This is a genomic window from Rhizobium sp. A37_96 (assembly GCF_053521765.1).
Map to the genome: position 1 here is coordinate 158,429 of NZ_JBNWDS010000011.1, position 25,486 is coordinate 183,914.

22 protein-coding genes are annotated in these 25,486 nt (G+C 62.5%); 7 read left to right on the top strand and 15 right to left on the bottom strand.

The window, feature by feature from the left end; translation table 11 throughout:
- Position 1: 1 nt before the first annotated feature.
- From ACQZ6J_RS23865 to ACQZ6J_RS23885, 5 genes are all read left to right on the top strand, one after another.
- Positions 2-940: a transporter substrate-binding domain-containing protein gene (locus ACQZ6J_RS23865; RefSeq protein WP_449085873.1), complete on the top strand. Its 939-nt coding sequence runs from the start codon at positions 2-4 to the stop codon at positions 938-940.
- Positions 941-1,219: 279 nt separating this feature from the next.
- Positions 1,220-2,542 (top strand): amidase family protein, encoded by a 1,323-nt coding sequence (locus tag ACQZ6J_RS23870; RefSeq protein ID WP_449085874.1) that lies wholly within the window; start codon positions 1,220-1,222, stop codon positions 2,540-2,542.
- A gap of 114 nt (positions 2,543-2,656) precedes the next feature.
- On the top strand, positions 2,657-4,033 hold the full coding sequence (locus tag ACQZ6J_RS23875; RefSeq protein WP_449085875.1) for a serine hydrolase domain-containing protein: 1,377 nt from the start codon (positions 2,657-2,659) through the stop codon (positions 4,031-4,033).
- 683 nt (positions 4,034-4,716) lie between these two features.
- The gene (locus ACQZ6J_RS23880) at positions 4,717-5,424 is read left to right on the top strand and encodes a GntR family transcriptional regulator (RefSeq protein WP_449085876.1); all 708 of its coding nucleotides are present in this window, start codon (positions 4,717-4,719) and stop codon (positions 5,422-5,424) included.
- A gap of 641 nt (positions 5,425-6,065) precedes the next feature.
- Positions 6,066-8,252, top strand: a complete 2,187-nt coding sequence (locus tag ACQZ6J_RS23885; RefSeq protein WP_449085877.1) for a malate synthase G — start codon at positions 6,066-6,068, stop codon at positions 8,250-8,252.
- 62 nt (positions 8,253-8,314) lie between these two features.
- Here ACQZ6J_RS23885 and ACQZ6J_RS23890 read toward each other — a convergent pair whose 3' ends face one another.
- From ACQZ6J_RS23890 to ACQZ6J_RS23940, 11 genes are all read right to left on the bottom strand, one after another.
- Entirely contained in the window at positions 8,315-8,803 is a 489-nt protein-coding gene (locus ACQZ6J_RS23890) for a GlcG/HbpS family heme-binding protein (protein ID WP_449085878.1), read from the bottom strand.
- A gap of 97 nt (positions 8,804-8,900) precedes the next feature.
- A complete protein-coding gene (locus tag ACQZ6J_RS23895; protein ID WP_449085879.1) occupies positions 8,901-9,482 on the bottom strand; it encodes a response regulator transcription factor in 582 nt (193 codons plus the stop codon).
- The gene (locus ACQZ6J_RS23900; protein WP_449085880.1) at positions 9,479-10,993 is read right to left on the bottom strand and encodes a sensor histidine kinase; all 1,515 of its coding nucleotides are present in this window, start codon (positions 10,991-10,993) and stop codon (positions 9,479-9,481) included. Before ACQZ6J_RS23900 ends, ACQZ6J_RS23895 begins: the two co-directional genes overlap by 4 nt.
- A 317-nt stretch (positions 10,994-11,310) precedes the next feature.
- Positions 11,311-11,658 (bottom strand): hypothetical protein, encoded by a 348-nt coding sequence (locus ACQZ6J_RS23905; protein ID WP_163989007.1) that lies wholly within the window; start codon positions 11,656-11,658, stop codon positions 11,311-11,313.
- A gap of 242 nt (positions 11,659-11,900) precedes the next feature.
- On the bottom strand, positions 11,901-13,016 hold the full coding sequence (locus ACQZ6J_RS23910) for a branched-chain amino acid ABC transporter substrate-binding protein (protein ID WP_163989004.1): 1,116 nt from the start codon (positions 13,014-13,016) through the stop codon (positions 11,901-11,903).
- A gap of 59 nt (positions 13,017-13,075) precedes the next feature.
- Complete coding sequence (locus tag ACQZ6J_RS23915; RefSeq protein WP_449085881.1) at positions 13,076-13,624, bottom strand: hypothetical protein; 549 nt, start codon at positions 13,622-13,624, stop codon at positions 13,076-13,078.
- On the bottom strand, positions 13,617-16,424 hold the full coding sequence (locus ACQZ6J_RS23920; RefSeq protein WP_449085882.1) for a 2Fe-2S iron-sulfur cluster-binding protein: 2,808 nt from the start codon (positions 16,422-16,424) through the stop codon (positions 13,617-13,619). The genes ACQZ6J_RS23915 and ACQZ6J_RS23920 overlap by 8 nt, the downstream gene beginning before the upstream one ends.
- Entirely contained in the window at positions 16,405-16,689 is a 285-nt protein-coding gene (locus ACQZ6J_RS23925; protein WP_449085883.1) for a sarcosine oxidase subunit delta, read from the bottom strand. Before ACQZ6J_RS23925 ends, ACQZ6J_RS23920 begins: the two co-directional genes overlap by 20 nt.
- An 11-nt stretch (positions 16,690-16,700) precedes the next feature.
- On the bottom strand, positions 16,701-17,954 hold the full coding sequence (locus ACQZ6J_RS23930; RefSeq protein WP_449085884.1) for a sarcosine oxidase subunit beta family protein: 1,254 nt from the start codon (positions 17,952-17,954) through the stop codon (positions 16,701-16,703).
- Between the two features lie 236 nt (positions 17,955-18,190).
- On the bottom strand, positions 18,191-18,907 hold the full coding sequence (locus ACQZ6J_RS23935; protein ID WP_449085885.1) for a TetR/AcrR family transcriptional regulator: 717 nt from the start codon (positions 18,905-18,907) through the stop codon (positions 18,191-18,193).
- A 412-nt stretch (positions 18,908-19,319) separates the two neighbouring features.
- On the bottom strand, positions 19,320-19,724 hold the full coding sequence (locus ACQZ6J_RS23940) for a GFA family protein (protein ID WP_449085886.1): 405 nt from the start codon (positions 19,722-19,724) through the stop codon (positions 19,320-19,322).
- A gap of 77 nt (positions 19,725-19,801) precedes the next feature.
- Here ACQZ6J_RS23940 and ACQZ6J_RS23945 point away from each other — a divergent pair, with 77 nt between their 5' ends.
- Positions 19,802-20,245: a MarR family winged helix-turn-helix transcriptional regulator gene (locus ACQZ6J_RS23945; RefSeq protein WP_449085887.1), complete on the top strand. Its 444-nt coding sequence runs from the start codon at positions 19,802-19,804 to the stop codon at positions 20,243-20,245.
- Positions 20,246-20,419: 174 nt separating this feature from the next.
- Here ACQZ6J_RS23945 and ACQZ6J_RS23950 read toward each other — a convergent pair whose 3' ends face one another.
- The 3 genes from ACQZ6J_RS23950 to ACQZ6J_RS23960 are packed head-to-tail and all read right to left on the bottom strand — an operon-like array spanning position 20,420 to position 23,541.
- Positions 20,420-21,460 carry an S-methyl thiohydantoin desulfurase domain-containing protein gene (locus tag ACQZ6J_RS23950; RefSeq protein ID WP_449085888.1) on the bottom strand — a complete coding sequence of 347 codons (1,041 nt, stop codon included), beginning with the start codon at positions 21,458-21,460 and terminating at the stop codon, positions 20,420-20,422.
- On the bottom strand, positions 21,457-22,170 hold the full coding sequence (locus ACQZ6J_RS23955) for an SDR family oxidoreductase (protein WP_449085889.1): 714 nt from the start codon (positions 22,168-22,170) through the stop codon (positions 21,457-21,459). The genes ACQZ6J_RS23950 and ACQZ6J_RS23955 overlap by 4 nt, the downstream gene beginning before the upstream one ends.
- 54 nt (positions 22,171-22,224) lie before the next feature.
- Entirely contained in the window at positions 22,225-23,541 is a 1,317-nt protein-coding gene (locus ACQZ6J_RS23960; protein WP_449085890.1) for a purine-cytosine permease family protein, read from the bottom strand.
- Between the two features lie 142 nt (positions 23,542-23,683).
- Here ACQZ6J_RS23960 and ACQZ6J_RS23965 point away from each other — a divergent pair, with 142 nt between their 5' ends.
- On the top strand, positions 23,684-24,640 hold the full coding sequence (locus ACQZ6J_RS23965; RefSeq protein ID WP_449085891.1) for a LysR family transcriptional regulator: 957 nt from the start codon (positions 23,684-23,686) through the stop codon (positions 24,638-24,640).
- A 70-nt stretch (positions 24,641-24,710) separates the two neighbouring features.
- Here ACQZ6J_RS23965 and ACQZ6J_RS23970 read toward each other — a convergent pair whose 3' ends face one another.
- On the bottom strand, positions 24,711-25,475 hold the full coding sequence (locus ACQZ6J_RS23970) for a glutamine amidotransferase (RefSeq protein WP_449085892.1): 765 nt from the start codon (positions 25,473-25,475) through the stop codon (positions 24,711-24,713).
- Between the last annotated feature and the right edge of the window lie 11 nt (positions 25,476-25,486).

Sequence of the window (25,486 nt, forward strand, 5' to 3'; positions counted from 1 at the left end):
CATGCATATTTCGAAAACGATTCTCGCCCCGTTCGTTGCCGCCGCATTGTCCTGCGCGGCCTTCGCCGGAGTGGCCCGCGCCGAGGCGACCGATCAGGTCGTACTGGACAAGACCATCACCAAGGACCAGGCGGCGGCAGCCCTCGTCCCCGCCAAGTTCAACGGCAAGCTCCGGCTCGCCGTCTCGGCACCCTATGCGCCGTGGATGTATTTCGACGACAAGAACGAGCTCACCGGCATCGAGATCGACGTCGTACGGGCCGTCGCAGCCAAGCTGGGCGTCGGCATCACCTTCGACAACCTTAAGTTTGAAGGCACCATCCCGAGCCTGCAGGCAGGCAAGGACGACATGATCGCCGCCGGCATGGGCGACAACCCGAAGCGCGAGGAACTCCTCAACTTCGTCAACTACACCACGCTTGGCCTCGTCGTGCTCGTCCGCGACAATGATACGTCGATCAATGGCCTGATGGATCTCTGCGGCAAGTCCGTGAGCCGCATCAACGGCGACGTGTTCGGCCCCTGGGTCGAGGAGCAGCTGCAGCCGAAGTGCGCCTCGCTCGGCAAGAAGAAGATCGATGTCAGGACCTTTCCCGATCCGAACGCCGCGCTGCTGGCCGTCAAGAGCGGATCGGTGAATTCGGAAATCACCGGCCTCGTCTCGGCTACGACCGTTCTGAACAGCAAGGAGAATGCCGGTCAGTTCCGCATCATCCGCCCGGACAACAGCCCGCGCGGCTGGAAGCTCGCCAATGGCGGCTTTGCGGTGCTGAAGGGCGAGACGGAACTAACGAAGGCGATCGAAACCGCGCTGAAGTCGATGAAGGCCGAAGGCACGCTGCAGGCTATCGCCGCTCACTACGGCTATCCCGACGTCATCATCGACGACATCGTCGTGAACATGCCCGCCCCGGCCGGCGATATCGGCAATATCGAATGATGCCCTGACCGTGTGCCGCCGCTCGTCATTCACCACACGACGGTCGGCGGATTGCAACCGGATGCGGATACGACCGGCGCCTTCGACAAAACGGCGCCGATCTTCTCCTCGCCGGTTGCATCCATGTCCTGCGGTTCGCCGGAGCGGATGAGCGCTGCACATAACAAGCCGCAGATGCGGCCTCTCCCGGCTCGGCGCGTTTTGACCCGGCGAGCCAACGAAGCGCAATCCATGCACGGCATCGCCACCCTCCCGAGAGACAGATGACGGATTATCCCGATGTTCTTTGACCAGGCTCTGACAGCACTCATCCAGGAAGCGGTATCCCGACCGGATATGCTGCAAGCGCACTACACCTCGCTGCTGGCCGAAATCGAACGCCGGGACGCTACGCTGAAATCCTTCTGCGCCATCAATCGGGAGTGGCTGGCAAGCGAACTCGACCGGATCGGCAAGATTTCGGTTTCGCCGCCGAAGGCGGGCCTGTTCGGCGTGCCGGTCGGGGTCAAGGACACGATCGTCGTATCCGGCCTGCCCACGAAAGCCGGTACGTCAGCCGATGTCGGGCACATTCTCGGGCTTTCTCAAAGCCCGGCCGTGACGCGGCTGCAGGAGGCGGGCGCGGTGATCGTCGGCAAGCAGGCGACGCATCAGTTCTGTTCCAGCGCCGGCCCGGCGGCGACGCAATCCCTGCGCGGCGCGGAATTCTTTGCCGGCGGCTCGACGGTTGGCGGGGCGTGGGCGGTTGCCGCCGGCTTTACCCGCCTTGCCCTCGGCAGCGACGCCGCCGGCTCGATCCGCCATCCCGCAGCGCTTGCCGGCGTCGCGGGGCTGCGGCCGCGCGAGGGCGTGCTTTCCGACGAAGGTCAGGTCAATGGCGCGCTCTCCGGACAGAGCACCGGTCTGCTTGCACGCAGCGCCGAAGACCTCGTCACCGTCTTCGAGCAATGTCCGTCGCTATTTGCCACCCCACAGGACCGGGCGATCGTCGACCGGGATCGACCGACCATCGGCGTTCCGGAGATCGGCTGGATGAATATCGATCCGGCAGCTGCCTCGGCCTTGCGTCTCGCCGCCTCGCGGCTTGCAGATGCGGGCCATAAGGTCGTGCCGACTTCGCTTTGGCTGACGCCGGAGGCCATGGAGGATTTTTTCCTCGTCATGAATTTCGAGAATTGGCTCTTCCATCGCCGTCTGATGGTCGAGCATGCCGACATCTATCATCCCGACGTTTATCGCGTGATGCAGGCCGGGGCGTCGATAGAGCCGCAGGAGGCCGGCGCGGCGCGGCGGCGGTTGGCCGAACACCGGCAGCGTTTCCTCGACAGCGCCAAGGCGGAAGGCCTCGACATCCTGCTCACACCGAGCATCCCCTGGCCCGATATCCGCAGTGACGCCGGCCCGCCACGGGCATTATCGGCCGAAGGCGGGCGTTTTACGGCGCTTTCGAACATCTATGACCTCGACAGCCTCTCCGTACCGGCGGAGCGGGAGCCTGGCGGATGGGCACGCTCCGTCATGCTGCAAGGACTCACTGTTCCCCTGTCTCGCCTTCTGACGACCGCGAGCATCGTCGACCTGCGCCGCGCCGACGCAGCATAGCCGGGCTCGCAGGGCGGCCGCCTTCTGCCTCCCGTCCCCAGCGGGCAGGAGGCGGCCGGGGAAAGGGCAAATCCATCGCAACCTTGCGAAACCAACCAAGGAGACCGCACCACCATGCAGGATGTTTTGACAAGCTGGCTGGAAGAGACCAAGGCCCCCGGCATTTCGCTCGCCATCGATGACGGCAACAGCATTCGCTCTTTCAACGCAGGCGTGGCGGATGTGCGCACCGGCTTCGCGGTCGGCGAGGAAACCACGTTTCAGCTCGGCTCGGTCTCCAAGGTGATTACCGCCTTCGTCCTGCTCGAGGTGATGGCTGCCCGCGGCCTTTCGGTCGATACGCCCGTGATCGCCATCGCCCCCGACCTCAAGGCAAGCAACGAGCGCGCCTTTCACGACATGACGGTCCGCCATCTCCTCAATCACACCAGCGGACTGGAGTCGCAATGGTGGGTGGATCTCGGGCGCGGCGACTGCGCGCGAAAGATGGCTGCCCGCGCTATCGCCGCGACCCCTCTCCTTGCCCGGCCCGGCGAGCTGTTTTCCTATTCCGGGCCGGCCTTCATCCTGGCCGGCTATCTGACCGAAGTGCTCTGCGGCAGATGCTGGGAAGAACAGATGCGCATGACCGTCGCCGCCCACATCGGAGATCACTCCATAACCGCCCGGCCGGAGGAGGTGCTGATGCAGCCGTCGGCCACAGGCTATGTCGCTGCTCCCGAAGCCGGTCGAGCGCCGGTTGCAGCAGCGCGGTGGTATGCCCCGCTGGCACTTTCGCCCGGCGGCGGCCTGGTCGCGACGACGGCCGATCTCGCCCGGCTGACGCGTGCCATGCGACATCGGTTCGGGCTCGATGCCAGCGCGGCGGACCCGTCACCTTCCTCGACGATACCGACGATCGGCTGGCGATACGACGGCTGGGGTCTCGGCATGGCAAAGTACCCGACATTCACGGACCTTGCCTGTTGGGGACATGATGGCACGACATCCGGTCAAGCCTATGCCGTTCGCCTCGCAGAGGGCCGCGGGCAAGTGGTGTCCGTCGCCACCAATGCCGTCTGGGCCGCCAGCCGGCTCGGAAAACTGGCGGAGGACGTGCTCGCCGGTCTCCTGGGCGATCCCGCTCGTTTGCAGCCCGCCGCCGGGCGGACGGATGCCCTTTCCAGCTACACCGCATGGCGCCTGCCGGCCGGCACCGATATCGCCGGAACTTACCTTCGCCTCAACGCCACCATGCAGGTCCGGGCAGGTTCGGAAGACAGCCTCGTCGTCGAGGAAATCGCGTCCCCCCAGGATGAAGAGAACTGGTTCGGGGGAAGACCGCCACATGGCACCGGCCCCATCAGGGACGAATTGCGGCGCGCCGGACAACATTCCTATGAGTCCGCATCCAGGCAGCTTCATTTCATGTCGCATCCGGACGACTCCACCCGCCTCTATGTCCATAACGGCATGCGCGTCAATGTGCGCACGCCGCGACCATGGGCCTGAGATCGAGCTGTGCTCCACGAATGGCTGCCCCGGCATTGAACACCGGCGCCGCATAGTCACGATCGCAAGACGGGACATCGATGATCCTGCGAAAACTGCGCAGTATCGTGCAGGTGGATTTCAAGCCGATGTCGCACCAATATGTATCCAAATATTCTACTAAATGGATACGAATTTAGTTGGCGTGCAACGCGACTATTTCAGATTGGCGAGAAAGGCGGTAGCGAATGGGCAAGCTGGCTCGGTGTATGCTCGCTTGCCACCCTGCTGAGCGATCTTTCTCGAATATTTCATGATGCGCCTGCTTATCACTGATCCGAAATGTCCGTTTTCGCCATCGACCGGCAACGCCCATCGAGGCGGCACCCTTTCGGGCAAGCCGAGAACCATGATTCCCAAGTGAACCCACCCCATCAGCCGCCCGGGAGGATAACGGGCGGTTTATCATAGAGCAGCGAGCCGTATCGCAGGCACCTTCGCGTCCCTGCTGGCCGAGGCGCAACGCACAAGGCGCCGGATGGATACATTCCAGTATCGGCGCTGCTGCCGAACTGACACATTTTTGCGCCAATGCGGGCCACAACTCCTGCGTTATCGTATTTTCCTTGTCTTTCTCAAAACACCAAGGCAATTGGGAACAGAGAAAGATTCACGATGGCGGTGCCGCGGCAGGATATGCGACGATGAACAACCCAAATGCCCCCGATCTGGATGAGAAAGGCGGCTCCAGGATCGATGCCGTTTATAATGCCCTGTTCCAAGCCATCCTGGCTCAGGAGTTGGTGCCCGGCACGAAACTGAGCGAAGAGACCATCGGCACGCTCTTTTCCGTCAGCCGCACGATCGTGCGGGCGGCCCTCAACCGCTTGCACACGGAAGCCCTGGTCGAGTTCCGCCAGAACCGCGGCGCGTTCGTCGCTTCCACCACGCCGGAAGAAGCGCGCCAGGTGTTCGAGGCACGCAACGCCATCGAGCGTGAGGTTTTCCACAAGCTGGCTGCCCAAATCACCGACAAACAACTCCGAACGCTGCAGCAGCATCTCGAGGACGAACATAAGGTCGACGGCGACGACCATGCCCGCGCCATCTTGCTGTCAGGGGAGTTTCATCTTCTCGCGGCGCGCATGGCCGGCAACGAGGTGCTGGCCGGTTTCCTGAAGACGCTGATCTCCCGCACCTCGCTGATTCTCGCCCAGCACAGCACGCATCAGGAGCCTGACTGCAGCGTGGACGAACATGCCGAAATCATAGACGCGCTGCGCGACCGCAATCCGGCAGCCGCTGCCGCCGCTATCGTCAAGCATCTGGGGCAGGTGTTCGACCGCGCCAATATTGGCCAGCGGAAGAGGGCCGAGCGCAATCTGAGCGAGATCCTGTCGCGCTATGCGTGACTTGCACCGATCAAATGGGGGTTGGTTCGGCGACCGCCGGAAGCTCGGGTTGAGAGCCTGCGTGGGGTGGCGCTGTTGAGCCTGTCCAGCCTCTAAGTCCAAGCTCATTTGGATCTCGTCTGGCGCCGGAGCGGACCGGCTGCTTTATCTCTTTGTTTTTTAATGAATCCTACGGGCGCAGAAAAGCTCCTGAGCGTTTCCTTGTCCGACGGAAATAAAACTCCGGCGGGAATAAGAAAACGCTCAGGATAGAAACATCCCCCGACCGAGGAGCGTCGGGAGAGGCTGGGAAAATCCTGGAGTTCCGACGGTGCGGTCGAAACAACTGGCCGTATCAAGCTGCGACTCGGCCTGCCCTAACCTGCGCTGGCCTCACACTCGTCGAAGTCCATGTCGATCCGACATCAACCCTCGTCCGCTTCCTTCGCTTGCCCTTTTTCACCCTCCACAGCAAACAATGAGAAGCTCGTCCGTTTTCGATTTTGGATACGATATTGTATCGAGATTATATTGTCAATGGATACAAAATCTGCAATGAGATGGATCACAAACGGCGGGCGCCATACTTCGCGGGAGCAGATGTAGGCCCGCTTCCAGCGCGCCAGATATTGACATCCGCAACCACCAGAGGAGTTCCTTCCGTGACCATTCCCGACAGCTATCACCGCGTCGCAGGTCTCGCCGTCCATCCCGTCCTGCATGCCTTCGTCGAGAAGGAGGTTCTACCCAGCGCCCGGCTCGAGCCCGGCCCATTCTGGCAGGAGCTTGCCTCGATCATTCGCGACCTCGCTCCGAAGCACCGTGAACTGCTCGCCGTTCGTGGCGAGATGCAGGACAAGATCGACGCCTGGCACCGGCAGAACAGAAGCAACCCGCACGACGCGGCCGCCTACGAGGCTTTCCTGCGCGAGATCGACTACCTGCGTGATCCGCCGGCGCCCGACGCCTACCAGGTCGCGACCAAGAACGTCGACGCGGAGATCGGCACGCTCGCCGGCCCGCAACTCGTCGTGCCGCTCTCCAATGCCCGCTATGCGCTGAACGCCGCCAACGCCCGCTGGGGCAGCCTCTACGACGCACTCTATGCCACCGACGCCATTCCGGAAACGGACGGTGCTGCGCGCGGCACCGCCTATAATCCCGTGCGCGGCGCCGCCGTCGCCGCACGCGCCCGCAGCTTCCTCGACGAGGCCGCACCGCTCGACGGCATGAGCCACAGCGAAGCGACCGCCTACCTCATCGAATGCGGCCGGCTGCTGGCAATATCCGAGAACGGCGGCAGGTATGGCTTGAAGAGCCCGGACAAGCTTGCCGGCTTCCGCGGCCCGCGGCATGCGCCGACCGCCATCCTGATCGCGAACAACAATCTTCACATCGAACTCGTCATCGATCCCGAAAGTGCGATCGGCCGGTCAGACAAGGCAGGCATTGCCGACGTGATCGTCGAATCCGCCGTCTCGACCATCATGGACCTGGAAGATGCCGTTGCCGCCGTCGATGCCGATGACAAGGTGGCCGCCTACCGCAACTGGCTCGGCCTGATGAGCGGCACCTTGACTGCCCGGATCGAGAAGAACGGCACGGAGATCGAACGGACGCTGGAAGGCGACCGCAGCTACACGACCCCTGCCGGCGGCAACCTGACCCTGCATGGCCGCTCGCTGCTGCTGGTGCGCAATGTCGGCCACCACATGTTCACCGACGCAATCCTCGACGAGAACGGCGAGGAGGTGCCCGAGGCGATCCTCGACTGCGCCATCACCGTCGCCAGCGCCGTGCAGGACATCCGCGGCGAAAACAGGATCCGCAACAGCCGCACCGGCTCGGTCTACATCGTCAAGCCGAAGATGCACGGTTCCGACGAGGTCGGCCTTGCCGACCTTCTGTTCAAGCGCATCGAAGAGCTGGTCCGCCTTCCCAAATACACGATGAAGATCGGGACCATGGACGAGGAGCGCCGCACCTCGCTCAACCTCGCCGGCTGCCTGTCCCGCGTGCGCGACCGTACCGTCTTCATCAACACCGGCTTTCTCGACCGCACCGGCGACGAGATCCACACTGCGATGGAAGCAGGCCCCGTTGTGCGCAAGGCGGAAATGAAGCAGGCTGCCTGGATCGAGGCCTATGAGAACAACAATGTCGATGTCGGCATTGCCCGCAACCTGCCCGGCCGCGCTCAGATCGGCAAGGGCATGTGGGCCGCGCCGGACCGGATGGCAGACCTGATTTCGGAAAAGATCGGCCATCCGCGCTCGGGCGCGACTGTGGCCTGGGTTCCCTCGCCGACCGCGGCCACGCTGCATGCGCTGCACTACCATGCGGCCGACGTGTCAGCGGTGCAGAACGGCCTGCGTGGCCGCCCGCGCGCCGGCACGCTGGAGGGGCTTTTGACCCTTCCGCTCGCCACCCGCCCCTATTCTGCCGAGGAGATCGAGGAAGAGCTGGAGAACAATCTCCAGGGTATTCTCGGCTATGTGGTGCGCTGGGTCGATCAGGGCATCGGATGCTCAACCGTTCCGGACATTCATGACGTCCGGCTCATGGAGGACCGCGCAACGCTGCGCATTTCGAGCCAGCATGTCGCCAACTGGCTGCTGCATGGCATCGTCACCCAAAAGCAGGTGCGGCAGGCGATGCGTCGCATGGCGGAGTTGGTGGACCGCCAGAACGCCGGTGACAAGGACTACCTGCCGATGGCGCCGGCCTTCGACGGCCCGGCCTTCAGAGCGGCCGAGGATCTGGTATTCGAGGGCCGCACGCAACCCAATGGCTATACCGAGGCAATCCTGCATGCCCGCCGCCGCGAGGCCAAGGCACGCCGACACTAGCGACTAACCGTATGAACCGGCCTGCCGTATGGCAGGCCCGTTCATCTCCATAAGGCAAGAACCTATTTCAGACGATCGGCGAACTTGTCGATTGCCTTGATGGCGCATGCTTCGTCGAAGGTGCCGCCCGGAGCGCCGCCGACGCCGATGGCGCCGACCGTGTCCTTGCCGATCTTCAGCGGCACGCCGCCGGCAAGCACCAGGAAGCCCGGGATATCGGCCAGGCCCGCGGCGCCCGGGTTCTTCTGAACAGTCTCGGCCATGCCGCTGGTCGGGTTGCGCGAGGAAGCGGAGGTGTAGGCCTTGGCGGTAGCGGCATTTGCCGTGTGGGCGCCGGCATTCTCGGCGCGCACCAGTGCCAGCAGGATGCCGGAACGGTCGGTGACGGCGGCTGCGACGTTATAGCCATCGGCTGCGCAAGCGGTAACGGCAGCCTGGGCAAGATCGACCGCAAGCGCGGTTCCAAGGCTGGTCTGCCTGACGGTGTTGTCCGCAAGCGCCGGAGCGGCGAAGGAGGCGGCGAGGGCGAGCGAAAGCAGGACATTTTTCATTTCGGGAGTCTCCAAGGCGTTGTGTTTCCTGGAGGCCTGTCTAGCCGGGGCATCGCCTGCCGGAAATTCGCACCGCCACGGAGGCATATCGGTAGGATTACCGATGGGCAGCGAGCCAGATGCGCGTTTGTTCGGCTACTGCCGGCGTGCCGAGCTTCATGGCGATGCTCGCCCGATGGCTATCCACTGTACGGACGGAAACGTCGAGCGCTGCCGCGATCTCCTTGCTACCCAGGCCCTTCGAGACAAGTTCGATGACCTCCCGTTCCCGGGCGGTGAGCTGGTCCAGCAGGCGGCCGGTTTCGTTGCGCGCCAGAAGCTCGACAAGCTGCGCTTCGCAGGATGCGATCGCTTCCATCAGCACATGCTCGTCGACGGGCTTGGCAAGGAAATCCGCCACGCCCGCCTTGAATGCGCGGCGGCAGGCTTCGACGTCGCCATGACCGGTGATCATGATTGCCGGCCAATCGACGTTCATCTCCGCCAATTTCTTCAGAAGCTGCAATCCGCTGATTGCCGGCATGCGCAGATCGAGGATCAATATGCCGGGCCTTGCCTTGTCCATATGGGCGAGCAGATGCGCCGCATCCGGAAATGCCGTCACGTCCTTCCCGTAAGTGGAAAGCAGCAGCTTCAGCGCCTCGCGCACCGAGGCGTCGTCATCGACGAGATAGATCATGTCGCCCCTCCGGATGGCAAACGAATGGTAAAGCGGGCGCCGCCGGCGTCGTTTCGTGCCTCGATCGTGCCGTCCATCTTTTCGATCAGCCGGACACAGAGCGGCAGACCGAGCCCCATGCCGTCCGGCTTGGTGGTGAAGAATGGCTCGAAGATGCGGTCGAGCAAGGCGGGTTCGATCCCCGGTCCGTTGTCGGCGATCGTAACGATCGCCTGTCCGCCCTCGGGACCGGCCGTGAGGACAACGCGCCCGCCCGGCTGGCCAACGACAGCATCGGCGGCATTGCGGATCAGATTGTGGATGACCTGCTGAAACGAAATGACATCGACCGCAACGACGCAGGGCGCTTGGGCGATCGTAACGTCGAGCGCGATGCCCTGTTGCGCCAGATCCGCTTCAATGAGACGCAACGCATCGTTCAGCGCCTCGGCCAGCGCTACGTTCTCGATCCGCGCCTCCGCACCGGAGATATAGGCACGCATGCGGCCAAGGATATCGCCCGCCCGCTTCGCCTCGCGGATGTTGCCGTCCAGCGCCTGTTCGAGAATGTCCGCGCGTTCCAAGGTCAACGCCCGCCGCGCCGCCTGGCTCTGGCTCAGCATGGCGGCGATGGGCTGGGTCAGTTCATGGGCGATGCCCGAGGCCATTTCGCCCAGCGCATTGACACGGCCGGCATGGGCGAGTCGTGCCTCCTGCTCCAGCAGCGTGGCACGCAGCTCCTGCCTCCGCCTCTCCCGGCTCGCATTGCGATATTGCGCGCCCAGCCAGACCAATAGCGCCGCTCCGATCAGCAGCGGCATCAGCAACCTTAAGGGAAGGAGCTCGCCAAGGCTGAACCCCCTGCTGATCAACAGATGCAGCGGCTGTCCCGGATTGCTGGCGAGAAGGCCGGTCTTCACGTTCAGGATGGATGTGGCGCGTGCCGCATGGGTAAAGAGCACGGTATCGCCGAGCAGCAGGCTGACCGAATATCCCGGGGGAATGCGATCCATATCCAGAAGCCCGCCGGCGCTGATACGCAACCGCAGCAGCAGCCCGGTTTCGACGAGCTTGTATATGTCGTAGGCATGCTGCTCCGGGATTGGCCGGAGAGCCGTTTCGCCCGGTTTGCCGAGCACGGGCAGATCGCCGGCCGAATGTTCCGCTTCGAAGACGGGGCCGCCGGGCCTGCCGTAGGCAATCACGCGGGCGCTCGCTCCGTCGACGTGGATCGTCGCTATGTCGGTGATGCGGGGATAGAAGGCCGTTACCGACTCGGCGAGGCCCTGAACACTCGCCGATGGCTCTGCTGGGGACATGCGGATCACCGCGGCAAGCGCCGTCATGTGCGCATCGTGCTGCGCCAGCTTCTCGGCCAGAAACGTCCCGGTCTCCCGCGTCCAGTCGGAAAGCTCGGAAAGCCCGGATCTATATTGAAAAGCGGCCAGAAGAGCGACAACAAGCACTCCCGCCGACAGCCAGATCACAAGAGAGCCGAAAGGGATGATCCGCGAGATTGAAAATCGTCTCATCGTGGGCAGCGTCAAGGCGGCGGCGCATCCTGTTGGTTCTCGGAGCGCTTATTCATCATGACATAGGGGATAGCCGCAACCTCGAAATGACGACCAGTCAGATCTCGGACGGTATCCGGTCAGCCGGCTAAAGCATGAGGGAGTTGGGGACTGCTGATCGTCAAGAGGTTCGCACAGATTGCAGCTGTCCTAAGGCGGCGAGGTCGCATCTTCGGCTTGGCTGATGCCAGGCCCATCGCTACCGCCCGGTCGGGTCATTCCGGCGGCAAGAAAGAACTCGACCGTTCCTTGCCACTCAAACTGCCGACCTTGGCGCGTCACCCCAACATCTGCATCGACCCAAGCCCCAGAATATCGTTCAGCAAGGCGAGCGCTATCCCTGCCGCCACGATGATGAGGCCGATTAGAAACAGCCGCCGCGAGCGGTCGTATTTCGCGGCGATCAGGGAATCGCGCGCAAGCAGGTCGGCAAATACCTTCACCTGGAGGGCGATACCGATCGTCAGCAATGCCATCGGGGCGATGTCGATGCGACTCCAGTCGTTGGGGTTCGAGAGCCAGCGGCCGATGAAGTTCAGCGAGAAGCCGAGAATGATCCCCGCAGCCGTCAGCGAGCCGTTGCGGAACGTCGAATCGATCTTTTCCTCTGGATCAGGCTCTGGCATCGCGATTGTCCGGTTCAAGGCCATCAATGATGACAGCCTAGCATAGGCGGGACAGGCAATTCATCTTGCTTTCAACGATTGCTGGCACCGATGACGATAAAGACTCTGCATCGGAACGGACGGGCCAACCGAAATCTCGCCCTGCTTGACTTTCTCGACACGCACCGAAGCATTGATGTTTCCTCGTGGGATGAAGAGGCCCGGCCATGAGCCGGACCTCCTTCTTGGTTATCCCGCATTCGTTACTTTGCGATCGGGGCGTAGCTGCCATTGCTCCAGCGGTTGATGTCGTAGCTGGCGTTCTTCAAGTCGCCCTTCTGGTCGAAGGTGACGCTGCCGACGACCGTATCGATCGGCTTGCCATCCTTCAGCGCCTCGGCAACCTTGGTCGGATCGTCCGAACCGGCACGTTCGATGCCCTGGGCGAAAGCCTGGATCACGGCATAGGAGAAGAGCGTGAAGCCTTCCGGCTTGAAGCCGCCCGCCTGGATCTTCTGGACGGCTTCCTTCGCCTCGGGCTTGGCCTGTGGATCGGACGGGAAGACGAACATCGTGCCCTCGCCAGCGGAACCGGCAACCTGCCAGAATTCCGGCGATGCAATCGAATCGGGCATGATCAGCTGGAACTTGTAGTTCTGCTCGGCCGCCTGCCGCAGGATCAGGCCGGCCTCCGGATGGTATCCGCCGAAATAAACGACATCGACTTTGGCGTTCTTCAGCTTCAGCACGAGGGCATTGTAGTCCTTTTCACCTGGGTTGATACCTTCGAAGAGGATCTCCTTGAGGCCATTCGCGTTCATGGTGGCGCGCACGGCATCCGCAACACCCTGGCCATAGGCCGTCTTGTCGTGCAGGACAGCGACGTTCTTGCCGGCATATTGCTTGGCGATCCACGGGCCGATGAAAGCGCCCTGCGCGTCGTCACGCGTGTAGAGACGCATGATATTGGTCCAGCCCTTGGCGGCAGCATCGTCCGTCATTGCCGGGTTGGAGGAAGCCGGGCTCATCATCAGCGTGCCATTTTCGGCATAGACCGCGGAAGCGGGGATACTCGAGCCGGAGCAGGCGTGACCGTCGACAAAGTTGATGCCGCTTGCAGCGATGCGGTTTGCGACCGAGACGGCCTGCTTCGGATCGCACTGGTCATCCTCGAACTGCAGCTTGATCTGGCGGCCCATCACGCCACCCTTGGCGTTGATCGCGTCGGCCGCCGCTTGCGCACCCTGCCTGAACTGGTCGCCAATCGTGGCGAGCGGACCGGTCAATGGACCGGCAACAGCGAAAGTCAGGTCTTCGGCCCGTGCGGCGGTGCCCATGAGCAGGCCGATTGCCGTGCCGATGATTAGAATTTTTCTCATTGTCTCAACTCCCTTTTTTGCCCGCACCAGCGCGGGTCGCTCCTTCCAGAATAAAATCTTTACCGGCCGGAAACGCCGGCAGCCGCTCTCGAAAAGAGCGGCTGCGTTTCGAGCCATTCCCAGAGATAGACGCCAAGCCCCCGGTCCACATGAATGCGCAGGGTCTCGATGTCGTTGTATCGGTACACGGTGGCCATAACGCCGCAAAAGAGCATTGCAGCACAAGGTCCGGGATTGTTCGGATCGATCGTCGTTGCCCGCGCGACAAGATCGGGCACGCCTTCTCCGCGCGCTTGAAGGACGCGAAATGCCGAACCGACCGTCGTCACGCCATAGCCGTCGTCATGCCAGCCGTCGGCGCAGGCCGAAGCCGGAATGCCAACGGCGAGCAGCCGGTCACGGGCAACACGCACAGCATAGCGTTCGCCGGAGGCAAGTCCCAACGCGCCGACCTCCGCAAGCTCATGTCGGACAAGGAAGCCGCCGATGTCGCCACTGACGAGGCGCTGCGGCAGGCCGATGATGGCGCTGACGTGCAGGCCCGGCGCGGCAAGACGCGCATTCGCCCAATCCGGCTCCGGCTGCCACTTGCAGGAATTGTCAAGCATGAAGACGGGTTCCTTCCGGATCGAAGGCGCACGGGGCGACGATGCGGGCATGCCGCACCTCCCTAAGGTGCTGTAGTTCGATGACGTCGCCCATGCGCGTGAGACCGCGTTCGATAAGACCGAGCGCGATCGGCTTCTGGAGGGTCGGGCTGAAATAGCTCGACGTGACATAGCCTGTGCTGCGCAAACCGCCCGCGCCGCGCTCGATACCATGCGCGCCGGTCGGCAGGTGGCCCTTGCCGTCCGCCGCCTCAAGCCCGACGAACTGCCGGCGGTCAGGCCGCATGGCATCTTCCGTAATCAGCGAGCGGCGACCGATGAACTCAGTCTTTTTCCTTTCCAGCGGCGCGGTCAGGCCGAAATCCATCGGCCGGCTGGTGCCGTCGGTATCCTTGCCGATGACGATGTAACCCTTTTCCGCACGCAGGATCATGAGCGCCTCGAGGCCGAGTGGCGTCACGCCGAAAACCTCGCCTTCCCGCCACAACCGCGACCATAGCGCGGCGGCATGATCGGCGGGGACGGAAATCTCGTAGGATCGTTCGCCGGTAAAGCTGACACGGGCGATCCGCACCGGAATGCCCTCGAAAGTGCCCGGCACGACGGCCATATGCGGCAAGCTCGCATCATCGAGAGCAGCGTCAAGGCCGATCGCGGCGACAAGCGCCGACGCGCGGGGCCCCGTCACCGTCAGCGTCGCCATCTCGGCCGTGGCATTGTGGATGAAGACACGCCGCCGGTCGAAACGGTCCTGCCGCCACTCTTCCAGCAAGGCGTGTACCCCCGCGACGTGGGAGGAGGAGCAGGAGACGACGAAACGGTTTTCCTCGAGCCGCACCAGCACGCCGTCGTCATAGATGTTTCCGCCTTCGGTAAGGATGAAGCCGTAACGGCAGCGGCCGGGCGCAAGTGTCGATACGGTGTTGTAGTAGATGAAGTCAAGAAAAGCCGCGGCATCCGGCCCGATAACCTCGATCTTGCCGAGGGGCGACCCGTCAAAGAGTGCGACGCCCGTGCGCGAAGCCTTGGCCTCCAGCTGGATACGTGCCTCCGGCGACCCCTCGCCATAGAAGGCCGGCCGCAGCCAGCCGCCATAGTCGCGCAACACCGCACCATGCGCCCGATGCTCCCTTTCGAGCGGCAGGCGGCGCAGGGGGTTCATGCGCGTGCCGGAACGAACGCCGACGAAGGAGACAAGCGGAACCGGAGTGAAGGGCGGGCGATAGGTCGTCGTGCCAATCTCGGGAATGCGCCGGCCTGTGATTTCGGCCATCAGCGCCAGACCGTTGATATTGGAGGTCTTGCCCTGGTCGGTCGCCATGCCAAGCGTGGTATAACGCTTCAGATGTTCGACGGAGACGAAGTTTTCCCGCACGGCAAGCTCGACATCCTTGGCCGTGACGTCGTTCTGAAGGTCGATCCAGACGCGATCCTTCACCCGCGGCTTCGGCCAGGCGGCGACGATGCCGAAATGACGGGTCGCGCCGTCCGCAAATTCCGCTGGAAGGCCGAAGTCACCCGCCGCCGCTCCCACAACCGCGACGCCCTCGACCGGCCGGCCGGGCACGAAGGCGAGGATGTCATCGCGCCAGTCGAGCTTGCCCTGGGCCTGGCAGTAGAGATGCACGGTCGGCGTGAAGCCTCCGGAGGCGAGCACAGCATCGGCCTCCAGAACGCTGCCGTCGGAAAGCCGAACGGCGCTCACCATTCCCCGACCGCTTGCGGAAATCACGGTCAGGCCTTTCAGTACCCGGAGCCCGGCCGGCACAGGGATATCATCGCGATAGTCGACGACCGTGACCTCAGCACCCGTTGCCGCCAGCGCCTGCGCCGTCTCGTAGGCCAGACCGTTGTTCGTGGCGACGACGACCTTGCGTCCGGCGGCAACGCCGAAACGGCGAAGATAGGCGAGCGCGGCCTCTGCGGACATGATGCCCGGCAGGTCGTTGTTACCGAATGGCAGCGGCCGTTCGATGGCGCCCGTGGCAAGCACGATGGATTTCGCGCGAACGCGCCACAGCCGCTCAGGTACGCCGTCCGCGCCTTTCTGGCTTAGGGCGACCAGGCGATGGTCGTAGATTCCAAACGCCGTCGTGTCGGTCAGCACCAGCGCGCCGGCCTGCCGCAGTTCCGCTGCCACGTCCGCAGCCCATTCCGCGCCCGGCTTGCCTTCGAGGATCGCCGCACGGTGGAGCAGGCTGCCACCGACTTGCCGCCCGTCGTCGCAGAGCACGACACGCTGCCCGGCGCGCAGGGCCTTGCGCGCCGCGGCAAGGCCCGCCGGCCCGGCGCCGACCACGAGCACGTCGCAATGATGATTGATCTGCTCGGCGAAGGACGGCTCCCGCAATGTCGCGTCCAGCCTGCCGAGGCCCGCCATCTGCCGGATGCGCGGCTCGAACAGGTGCCAATCGGGAAACATGAAGGTCTTGTAGTAGAAGGCGGCCGGCATGAAGCGTGAGAAAGTGTCGAGGAAGGCGTGGCGATCCTTCTCCGCGCTTGGCTCGGCATTGACGCTGCGTACGATGAGCCCATCTGCGGCCAGCAATTGCGTGGCGCGCGTGTTCGGCATCGCGCCCGCAACATCGACCAGGGCATTCGGCTCCTCGACGCCCGCCCCCCATAGCCCGCGCGGGCGATGATATTTGAAACTGCGACCGAGAACGGAGACCCCGCCGGCAAGCAGCGCCGAGGCAACCGTATCGCCCGCAAATCCCTCGACCGCCTTGCCGTCGAAGGTAAAGCGCAGCGGCCGTGTCGTGTCGATGGCCGTACCGCCCTTAGTGCGCCATGCCGTCATCGCCGCTCCCTTTCGTGAGTGCGAAGGACCGCGCCACGCCATGGTGCACGGTGTCGCGCTCCATACGGAAGACCTCCCCGCAGGTCATGTGCATCCAGATCTCGTTCACCGGGCCGCGCAGGTTGTTCCGCTCGTACAGGTAGGCCGTCCATTTTCCGTCGGTCACGTCGCGAAAACCCTCCGGGCGATAGTTGCCGGCATCGCCGCCGAAATGAAATTCGGTCTCGCTTCTGGGGCCGCAGAATGGGCATGGGAAAAGCTGCATTGCGGTCCCCCTTAGTGTGCGATGCCGGAGCCGGCAGCCTCGTCGATCAACCGCCCGCGTGCGAAGCGGTCGAGATCGAAGGGTCGGCTGACGTCGTGATGCTTGCCTGTGGCGAGCAGATGAGCAAGGAGCGTGCCGCCGGCCGGTATTGCCTTGAAGCCCCCCGTTCCCCAACCACAGTTGAGGAAGAGGCCCGGCAGCGGGCTCTCGCCAAGGATCGGCGAGGAATCCGGCGTCACGTCGACGATGCCCGCCCATTGGCGCATCAATCGCAGCTGTCGGAAGCTCGGGAACATTTCGAGCAGCCCCGCGATCACGTCCTCGAGCATCGGCAGGTTGCCGCGCTGGCCATAGGAGGGAACCCGGTCGAGACCGCCGCCGATGACGAGTTCACCCTTGTCCGACTGGCTGGCATAGGTGCCGGTTGCCGGCGAGAGCACGACCGTATCAAGTGCCGGCTTGATCGGCTCGGAAACACAGGCCTGCAGGGCATAGGACGTGATCGGCAGGCGGAAGCCGGCCTTGGCGCCGAGATGCGAGGAATGGCCTGCAACGACCATGCCGACCCGATCGGCGCGGATCTCGCCGCGGCTGGTCTTCACGCCACGGCACCGGCCGCCCTCGACGAGGAATTCCTCGACTTCGCAGGACTGGATAATATCGACGTCCAACCGGTCGGCAGCGCGCGCATAGCCCCAGGCGACCGCATCATGGCGTGCCGTGCCGGCCCTCCCCTGCCAGACGCCACCGAAAACCGGATAGCGCGCCTCGGGCGACATGTTGAGCAGCGGCAATACGCGTCGCACGTCCTCCACGCCAAAAAGCTCGGCGTCCGTGCCATTGATCTGCATGGCGTTGACGGTGCGTGCCGCCATCTCCATCTCCGTCTCGCTATGGGCCAACGTGATAATCCCACGCTGGGAAAGCATGACGTTGTAATTGAGCTCGCGGCCGAGGCCCTCGTAGAGCTTCAAGGCCATTTCGTAGAGCGCCGCGCTCTCGGGAAAGAAGTAGTTGGAGCGTATGACCGTCGTGTTCCGGCCGGTATTGCCGCCGCCCAGCCAGCCTTTTTCGATGACCGCCACGTTGCGGATGTTATGAACCTTGGCGAGATAATAGGCCGTTGCCAGCCCGTGCCCGCCGCCGCCGATGATGAGGATGTCGTAGCGTGGCTTCGGCTGGGGTGAACGCCAGGCCTGCCGCCAGCCCGTCTGACCAGCAAGCCCCTCCTTCAGGAGCGAAAGCGCGGAATAGTGCCGCGTCATCGCGAAATCCCGCCGCCGGCATGGTGCGTTGCGCGGCGGTAAAGCGGCAAGGCTGACTGCGGTTTCATGCGCTGCCCCATTCTGAAAAACCGTGCGAGAGCCCCCATGCACCCGCCAGGCAACAGAAATACCCATTCTGTACATATATGTCCAGACAAATGCGCCAGGCACGGAAAGGAGCAGCCGTTCCCCGCTCACATCGATGGATCGCAAGAAAGTACAGAGATGAACAGATCTCAGCCGTTTGGCTGAACACGCCGCATTAGCGTTTCAAAAGCGTCGACCTCCTCATCCGATGCCCGACGCCCTGTAAAGCTCAAGAGATAGGGACGCAAAAGACGCAGCCGCATCTCCCGATCATCCCGCATGCCAAGCGTATAGTGACCGATCTGCGTAAAATAGAGAACACGGGCCCGGATGAAGGCCTCGTCTTCCGGATAGGCGTAGCGCAGGAACATGCGCGTCAAGGCATCGACGCGCTGATCGTCGGCTTGATCGACCACGGCACGCACGGCTGCGTCCACCTGTCCCCAGGACCGGACCGCCGCGTCGAGGCGGGGGTTGAAGAGGTTTGGATCCACCCAGCATTCAAAGACGTGGCACACCGCCTTCGTCACCGTGGGTGCTGGGCGAAGGGCACGTTCGAGGATCGGGCTCGTATTTTTCCGGAGCCAGTATTCAAGCAGTTCCCTGTGCAATTCCTGCAAATCGGCAAAGAACCAATAAAAGCTCGACCGCGACACCGCGAGCGCCTTGGCCATGACCTGTATTTTTACATTGGCGATGCCGTCTGCAATGAGTGCCGCGATAGCCGCCTCGATCCAGACCTCGCGGGTCATGCGGCCGGCCGTCTGTTTGACAACCTCTTTTTTTGCCCTGGAGGGCGGTGTTGCACTCACAGTTTCTCCTCTCGGCCGATCGTGTCGCCACATCCAGCGGATATGGAATGTCATGTTGCCCAACGCCAAACGGATATCAAGTTAGGGGCAGCGCCGGCGCGTGCCATATCGCAGCAACGGAATTTGAAACCAGACCTCCACAATTCGGGCCGTCGCGTCAAACGCCCGATTGGCACCACCGCCGTGGCCGCTCCGCGGCAACCGCATGCGCATTTCCCGAATCAGAACGTATCTCTCGGGAGATCGGTCATGGGGCCTCCCCTTCGAACGGAGCAGGCCGGTCGCGATGAAGGGTTTTTCGCTGTCGCCGGCGAGCAGACGGCGCGATGCTTCTGTCGCCAGATCCGGCTCCGCTATGAGCTGGACCTGGCCAGGATGAGTGCCCGAAGCATGAAAATGCCGGGACTGCGTGCCCGCTCATGGATCGGCGAGCCTGTTGCCAGGGTGTCAGCAACGCCTTTCGTTTCTAAAGGTGTCGCGTCTCCGCCGGCGTGTTCCACCAGCTGTTGTTGCGGCCATCGAAGTATCGCACAGGTGCCTCGGCAAGTTCGCTCGGATCGAGATCGTCCAGGCAGGCGAGATTGATGGAGACGTAGGCGCCTCCCATTTCCGCTATATAACCGTGGCCATAGGGTGCCACGCCACAGGTGCCGCAGAAGCGATGATGGCCCGACATCGTGCCGAACTGGTAGTCACCGACCCCCGTCTCATCACAGGTCAGGCGGAAGTCTTCAGGCTTGATGTTGACCCCCCAGTATCGGCGTTTCCAGCAGATGGAACAATTACATTTTCCGGTACCGGCCTCCAAATCGATGTCGGCCTGATAGGCGATCCGGCCGCAATGGCAACTGCCGTGGTAGGTCTTCTTCATTCGCTCTCTTCCTTGCGTTTCCGTGTGTGTCATGACAACATGCTGTCATTATCAGCAATGGACAACATGTTGTCAATATGGACTCGAAACGAACAACCGAAGGCGATGCCTTCGCGCAATTCTCAATCGCGGTACTGAGGCTTGCGGGTCATCTGCAGGTCGCGGGCGATATTCTCGCCAAGCCTGCCGGGCAGACCAGTGCCCGCTGGCAAGTCCTTGCCGCTGCCGACCATGCGCCGATGTCGGTCGCGGATGCAGCGCGGGCACTCGGCCTTGCACGACAAGGCGTCCAGCGCATCGCGGATCTTCTGGAAAGCGAAGGGTTGATTGCCTATCGCGACAATCCCGCCCATCAGCGTGCCAAGCTGATGGAATTGACGGCCGCAGGCAGAGCCGCTCTGGCCGATATTCAAGGCCGTCAGGCGATCTGGGCCAACAGCAACGGTGCGGCTTTCGGCGAGGCGAGACTTCGCGAGGCGACAGCGGTGATCGCCGAAGTTCTCGCAGCGCTCGGTTCCTGAGGCGGTGATTCTTCTCCGAATTCCATCAATTGCGTCGGTGAAGTGTGTTCGGCGGAGCGAATCGTCGCCCCGTTGTGGGCCACCCGCTTAACCCATCAGCGACATTCAGGATTTGCCCCGCCTCCGACGCCGGTTACGGTCCTTCCCTGTGACACGAACCGTTCCACCGAGCCATCACAGAGGCGTCTCGCCAGGAGTGGCTGTCAGGATGCGATTGAGCGGCTCAAACAATTCCGGCATTGCCATCGTTGACGATAGAAGCAACTTTCCTCGCGGGACGATGATCACGGTCAGTCGTTGTCCTTTGGTTATCTTTGCGGAGACGATCGGCCGGCCTTCCTCATCGAAGGTCATGATCAAGTCGGGGAAAGACGCTCTGCGCTGGCCGTCGACATCGAAGGTCATGAACTCATTGATAAAACGCAGCTTCGCGTTCGAGGAAAATGTTACATGACCTATGTCCAAGCCGTCGCGCCGCTGACATTGGTATCCAGTCACCTCCCCTTGCAAGGCTATATTGCCGTCCATGTGCCCTACGACGGCCCGGATACCTCCATCGAGCAACGCGCGCCCGATGCCGATCGCCTGACTGATCGCACCCGGAGCACCATTGGCGACCGCAAGGGACAGCGGCACCGGGTTACGGGCGACAGCCAGAAGCCCGCCGGCTTCAACGGAAGCACAACGAACGGTGTTGGCCACCTCCTCCAGCCTTCCGGACAACAGGCCCTCGACAAAATGCGTGCTGTCGCCTCCCGCAAAAGCCTGTCGGGAACGGTAACCTTCCACTCTGTGCAGCCCCAGTGCCCCCATCAAGCCCGTCGGGTGAGCGCGGCCGTTGCAGGCGAGGTCCAGCAGAGGCAATCCGGTCAAAGCAGATTGTAGCCAACCGTTGACCGTTGTCTCTGCTCCGTTCTCGTTGGTGTTGATGGCCGCAATTCGGGGCTCTGCCTGCCGAATTTGCGTGAGCGCCTGCAGCATGTGGGTTGCGCGAACATAGGCCTGCGGAGATGAAGGAGCACCCACAAGCGCGACCGTCACGGAAAGCGTCTCGGGTGAGAGCTCCTCCGGACTCCATAGTTGCGGGGTCCCAGCCTCCAATGCCAGCCTCGCGCTGCGCAGGCCCTCGTTGATCAAGCCGCCGCCGCCGCCACCGAGAATGGCTCCTCCCAAGACGGCCGGTTCGATGTCGTCCGGTGTCAGGTTCCGTTTCATCGCAGTGCAAACCCGCCGTCCGGATAAAGCGTGGATCCGGTCATGAAGGTGTTTTTCATGAGGAAGACCACGGCATCCGCCACTTCATCGGTCGTACCAACGCGCTTTAGCAATGCAACGTCGCCGTAGGACGAGAAAGACGCATCCCGCAGCGCTGGCGGCTGGCGCTGCCATAGATCGCTGTCGATCGTTCCAGGCGATACGACATTCACCCGCACCGGTGCCAATTCCACCGCAAGCGAACGGCCGAGGCCTTCGATTGCCGCATTGCAGGCGCCATAGGCCGCGCCGTTCGACGCCGGGCGAACGCTATAGGCACCTGCCATCAAGGTGATCGAGCCATCCTTTGCCAGGTAAGGCAGAGCATGTTTGACAGCGTAATACTGCCCCCAAAACTTGGACTTGAACGAGCTTTCCGCCACGTCGTCGGATGCTTCATCTATGCGGCCCCGCGCGTACGACGCGCCGGGCGTGAAAAGATGGTCAATGGCTCCGGCCGCCTCGAAAAACGCCTTGATCGAGGCCTGATCGAGGTTATCAACCTCAGCCCCCCGAGCCGAGGAGCCGAGACGCTGAACCGCTTTGCCGATGCGTTCAATGTTCCGTCCGCCGACGATGACGGATGCTCCCTGCGAAATGGCGATCTCTGCTACACGCAGGCCGATGCCGGAGGTGCCGCCGATGATGGCGACTGTCTTGCTATTAAACATATTCGATCCTCGTTGAATGATTGCCTGGTCAATGTCCGAATATCGCCGTCGCCATTACGCGTTGCGCGATGTGAGCTTTGCGTAGCATGGCGCCAAGAACCCCTGGATCAGCCAGTAGGAGAAGCCGGCGGCGCAAAGCGCGTTTATGGAAGGAATGCCGGCGCTGATATAAAAGCCGGTGAGAAAGCCGATGGCCCAGCTGACGAGACCCGGAAGGTTCCAAGCCTCGCTTGTGTCGGGCACTGCCCCGCGGATCGCCGAACGGTCCAGCAAAGCCCTCTGCCGACGCAAGACGAAGTAGTCGACGATCATGATCCCTCCGACAGGAGGAATTGCGACGCCTAACACAATAAGGAAGCCGGTGAATTGCTGAAGACCGCCCCAGAGCGACAGCAGCGTTCCGCAGCTGCCGATGACGAGCGTCGCCGTCGTGCGGCTAATCGCAACGCCGAAGACGTTCTGGAAAAAGTTCACGACGCCAAGTGAGGCCGAATACAGGTTCCAGTCATTGATCTTCGCCGTCGAGGCGACCAGGATAATGATGCCGACAAAACTGGTTGTGGTGACGATAATCTTGACAACGTCTGCGCTGCCTACGGCGTGCGCAAGCAGAACCCCGATAAGGCCGACCAGATACTCCCCGAAGGTGATGCTGACCACGGTTTGCCTGACAACATCAAAGGCCGAGCGGTTGAAGCGGCTCATATCCGGCGTGACGACCGCGCCGATAATGAACGAGCCCGCCACCATGGTCGCCCCGGCGGTCAAGCTTAGCGACGGGCCGGGAGCGGCTGAGTTCACCAGACTTTGCAGTGAATGGGTCATGAGCGCTGACGCGATCGACCAGCCTGCCAGCACCATGAATGCCGGGACCGTGACATAGGCGAGCCAAGCCATCGCGGAGAATCCGAAGGTGACGACAAGGGTGACCGCGAGGCCACACGCCAGGGCCCAGCCCCAAAATGGCAATCCGCCGGCCAAGGACTGCATTCCGGAAGCGAATATTGCATTCTGAACCGCAAACCAGCCCACGAGACTGATGGCGATGACCAGCGACAGCAAGCTGGAGCCGTGTCGACCAAAGCCGGTCCAGCGGGCCAGCATCGCCGTGCTCATCCCCTCCCTTTGCCCTGCTATGCCGACAAAGATCGAAACGATTTCCAGGATGACCGCCCCAAGGGTCAGGGCCAGAAAGGCGTCCTTGAAGGTCATGCCGTAGCCCAGCAGTGCGCCGACCATGAATTGAGAAAGGCATGAGAGCTGACCAAACCGCTGCATCGCAACCGATAGCCAAGAATATCGTGCGCCCATCGGTACCCGGCTGAGGGTAAAGTCATCAAGATCGCGATTTATGTCCGGTCGAGTTTCCATAGTCCGTTCCCTTTTTTTGCGCCGTGAGCCCGGCACGCGAAACGAACCATAATCGTTCTTCTAATTCTCAGTTTATCCGATTATTCCTATAATATCGGAATTTAGTTCCGTTATGGGAGGGCATATGATTTCGAGCGAGCAATTGACGGCGATCCGTACGTTCGTACAGGCGGCCAAGAGCGAGAACTTCTCGGATGCCGGCTTGAAGCTCGGATTGACAAGCTCCGCCGTAGGAAAGGCAGTGGCGCGGCTCGAGACGCGGCTCGGCGCGCGCCTGTTTCACCGCACCACGCGCCAAATGACGTTGACGGAGGATGGCGCACTGCTTCTGCAGGCCTGCCAGCGCGCCTTTAATGAGCTCGAGGCTGTGGAGGCGACGCTGACATCCAGAACGCGCGAACCCGCCGGCAGGCTCAGGGTCAGCCTGCCTGAACTACTGGGCCGCAAGGTGATAATGCCGATTCTGTTGGAGCTGTCGCAGACCTATTCCATGCTGACCTTCGATGTCAGCTTCTCAAATCGCCTCACCGACTTGGTGGAAGACGGCATCGATCTCGCCGTCCGTATTGGAAACGTCGGAAGCAGCGCCGATCTGGTCGCCCGGCGCCTGGGCACGCAAAACATTGTCATGTGCGCGTCGCCCGACTACCTCGCGCGTCGCGGCACGCCGAAAGTGGTGTCGGACCTTGCCGGCCACGACTGCATCACCTATTCGCGAAGCGATGGCAGAGCCCCCTGGCTGTTAGCCGACGAGACCGGCTCGGTCGGGCAAGTCGACGTTTCCGGCACGTTCAGCGTCGGCAGCTATGACGCAATCTACGACTGCGTCTTGCGGGGGTTCGGCGTGGCGCAGCTGCCTGAATGGCTTGTCGCCGAAGCCCTGGAACAAGGATCTGTCGTGACCGTCATGCCGACCTCATCCCCGAAAGGATTGCCTATTCAGGCCGTATGGCCGCATCGACGCGACATGAACCTGAGAACACGGGTGCTAACGGACTTGCTCATCCGCCATTTTCGACAGTTTTGGCCGCCTGTCGGAACAGAGAACGACGGCGCGCGACTTGTCACCCGAAATCCCGAGGATATGTCGACACGTTAGCCGCCCTGCGTCGCTTCATTGCTGTGAGACCAAGACGGCAAGGCGGATATCGTCTTCGACGCGTCCACCTCTAAATCTTCCGCGCCAGCCAACGCGCCATGTTGGCCATGAGTGTATCGTAGCCGTCCCAGCGCATGAAATCTTCGGACAGCCAATGTGGTCCGATATCGGTCGTCCACGCAAGCGATCGTCCAGCGCCGTATTCGCGAACAGACAAAAGCGGCAAATTTTGTCCTCGGCTGGAGCAATGGACTAACGTCTTCACCTCATTGCCTGCCCGCGCCTTGACGCGATTCATGCCGAGAACGAAAGGAATGGGCGATGTCAGACCCGCGAGCACCGGGTGCTCGGCATCGATAACGGCCGGGTCGAGACCTTCGGGTGCCTCCAACCCATCCGGACCCGCATTGATCTCGACAGGAAGGCATTCCTCGACGGCCGTACCGTGGAACATCGCCGATCCGTCCATGCCCTGGAAGCAGGTATAGCCGCCGGCCATCATCAACCCTCCACCCTGCTCCACCCAGCGGCGGAGAAGTTCGAGCCGATTGACGGAGCGCTGACCGATCCGCGTTTCCGGCGTGCAGAGCAGCGAGAGGGCGCCGACATCCGAAAGGACGACGGCCGAATAGTCGGCGAGAGCTTCCAGCGACCTCGGAAATTCGGCCTCACACCGCTCGCCGCCGATCTGGACGACCTCGATCCCCTGCTTGGCAAGCCCCGAGATGTAACGCGTCGCACCATTCGAATAGCGGGAGGATGCGCCGACTTCCAGGCCCTTGGCAGCGAACGACGTTACGTGAAAAGTCTCGCCCGCGAGCAACACTGGCTTCATGATGGATCCTC

Excerpts from the sequence above, each read along its gene's own strand:
- ACQZ6J_RS23865 (WP_449085873.1), top strand. The coding sequence starts at position 2 with ATGCATATTTCGAAAACGATTCTCGCCCCGTTCGTTGCCGCCGCATTG.
- ACQZ6J_RS23870 (WP_449085874.1), top strand. The coding sequence starts at position 1,220 with ATGTTCTTTGACCAGGCTCTGACAGCACTCATCCAGGAAGCGGTATCC.
- ACQZ6J_RS23875 (WP_449085875.1), top strand. The coding sequence starts at position 2,657 with ATGCAGGATGTTTTGACAAGCTGGCTGGAAGAGACCAAGGCCCCCGGC.
- ACQZ6J_RS23880 (WP_449085876.1), top strand. The coding sequence starts at position 4,717 with ATGAACAACCCAAATGCCCCCGATCTGGATGAGAAAGGCGGCTCCAGG.
- ACQZ6J_RS23890 (WP_449085878.1), bottom strand. The coding sequence starts at position 8,803 with ATGAAAAATGTCCTGCTTTCGCTCGCCCTCGCCGCCTCCTTCGCCGCT.
- ACQZ6J_RS23895 (WP_449085879.1), bottom strand. The coding sequence starts at position 9,482 with ATGATCTATCTCGTCGATGACGACGCCTCGGTGCGCGAGGCGCTGAAG.
- ACQZ6J_RS23900 (WP_449085880.1), bottom strand. The coding sequence starts at position 10,993 with ATGAGACGATTTTCAATCTCGCGGATCATCCCTTTCGGCTCTCTTGTG.
- ACQZ6J_RS23905 (WP_163989007.1), bottom strand. The coding sequence starts at position 11,658 with ATGCCAGAGCCTGATCCAGAGGAAAAGATCGATTCGACGTTCCGCAAC.
- ACQZ6J_RS23910 (WP_163989004.1), bottom strand. The coding sequence starts at position 13,016 with ATGAGAAAAATTCTAATCATCGGCACGGCAATCGGCCTGCTCATGGGC.
- ACQZ6J_RS23915 (WP_449085881.1), bottom strand. The coding sequence starts at position 13,624 with ATGCTTGACAATTCCTGCAAGTGGCAGCCGGAGCCGGATTGGGCGAAT.
- ACQZ6J_RS23920 (WP_449085882.1), bottom strand. The coding sequence starts at position 16,424 with ATGACGGCATGGCGCACTAAGGGCGGTACGGCCATCGACACGACACGG.
- ACQZ6J_RS23925 (WP_449085883.1), bottom strand. The coding sequence starts at position 16,689 with ATGCAGCTTTTCCCATGCCCATTCTGCGGCCCCAGAAGCGAGACCGAA.
- ACQZ6J_RS23930 (WP_449085884.1), bottom strand. The coding sequence starts at position 17,954 with ATGACGCGGCACTATTCCGCGCTTTCGCTCCTGAAGGAGGGGCTTGCT.
- ACQZ6J_RS23935 (WP_449085885.1), bottom strand. The coding sequence starts at position 18,907 with ATGACATTCCATATCCGCTGGATGTGGCGACACGATCGGCCGAGAGGA.
- ACQZ6J_RS23940 (WP_449085886.1), bottom strand. The coding sequence starts at position 19,724 with ATGAAGAAGACCTACCACGGCAGTTGCCATTGCGGCCGGATCGCCTAT.
- ACQZ6J_RS23945 (WP_449085887.1), top strand. The coding sequence starts at position 19,802 with ATGGACTCGAAACGAACAACCGAAGGCGATGCCTTCGCGCAATTCTCA.
- ACQZ6J_RS23950 (WP_449085888.1), bottom strand. The coding sequence starts at position 21,460 with ATGAAACGGAACCTGACACCGGACGACATCGAACCGGCCGTCTTGGGA.
- ACQZ6J_RS23955 (WP_449085889.1), bottom strand. The coding sequence starts at position 22,170 with ATGTTTAATAGCAAGACAGTCGCCATCATCGGCGGCACCTCCGGCATC.
- ACQZ6J_RS23960 (WP_449085890.1), bottom strand. The coding sequence starts at position 23,541 with ATGGAAACTCGACCGGACATAAATCGCGATCTTGATGACTTTACCCTC.
- ACQZ6J_RS23970 (WP_449085892.1), bottom strand. The coding sequence starts at position 25,475 with ATGAAGCCAGTGTTGCTCGCGGGCGAGACTTTTCACGTAACGTCGTTC.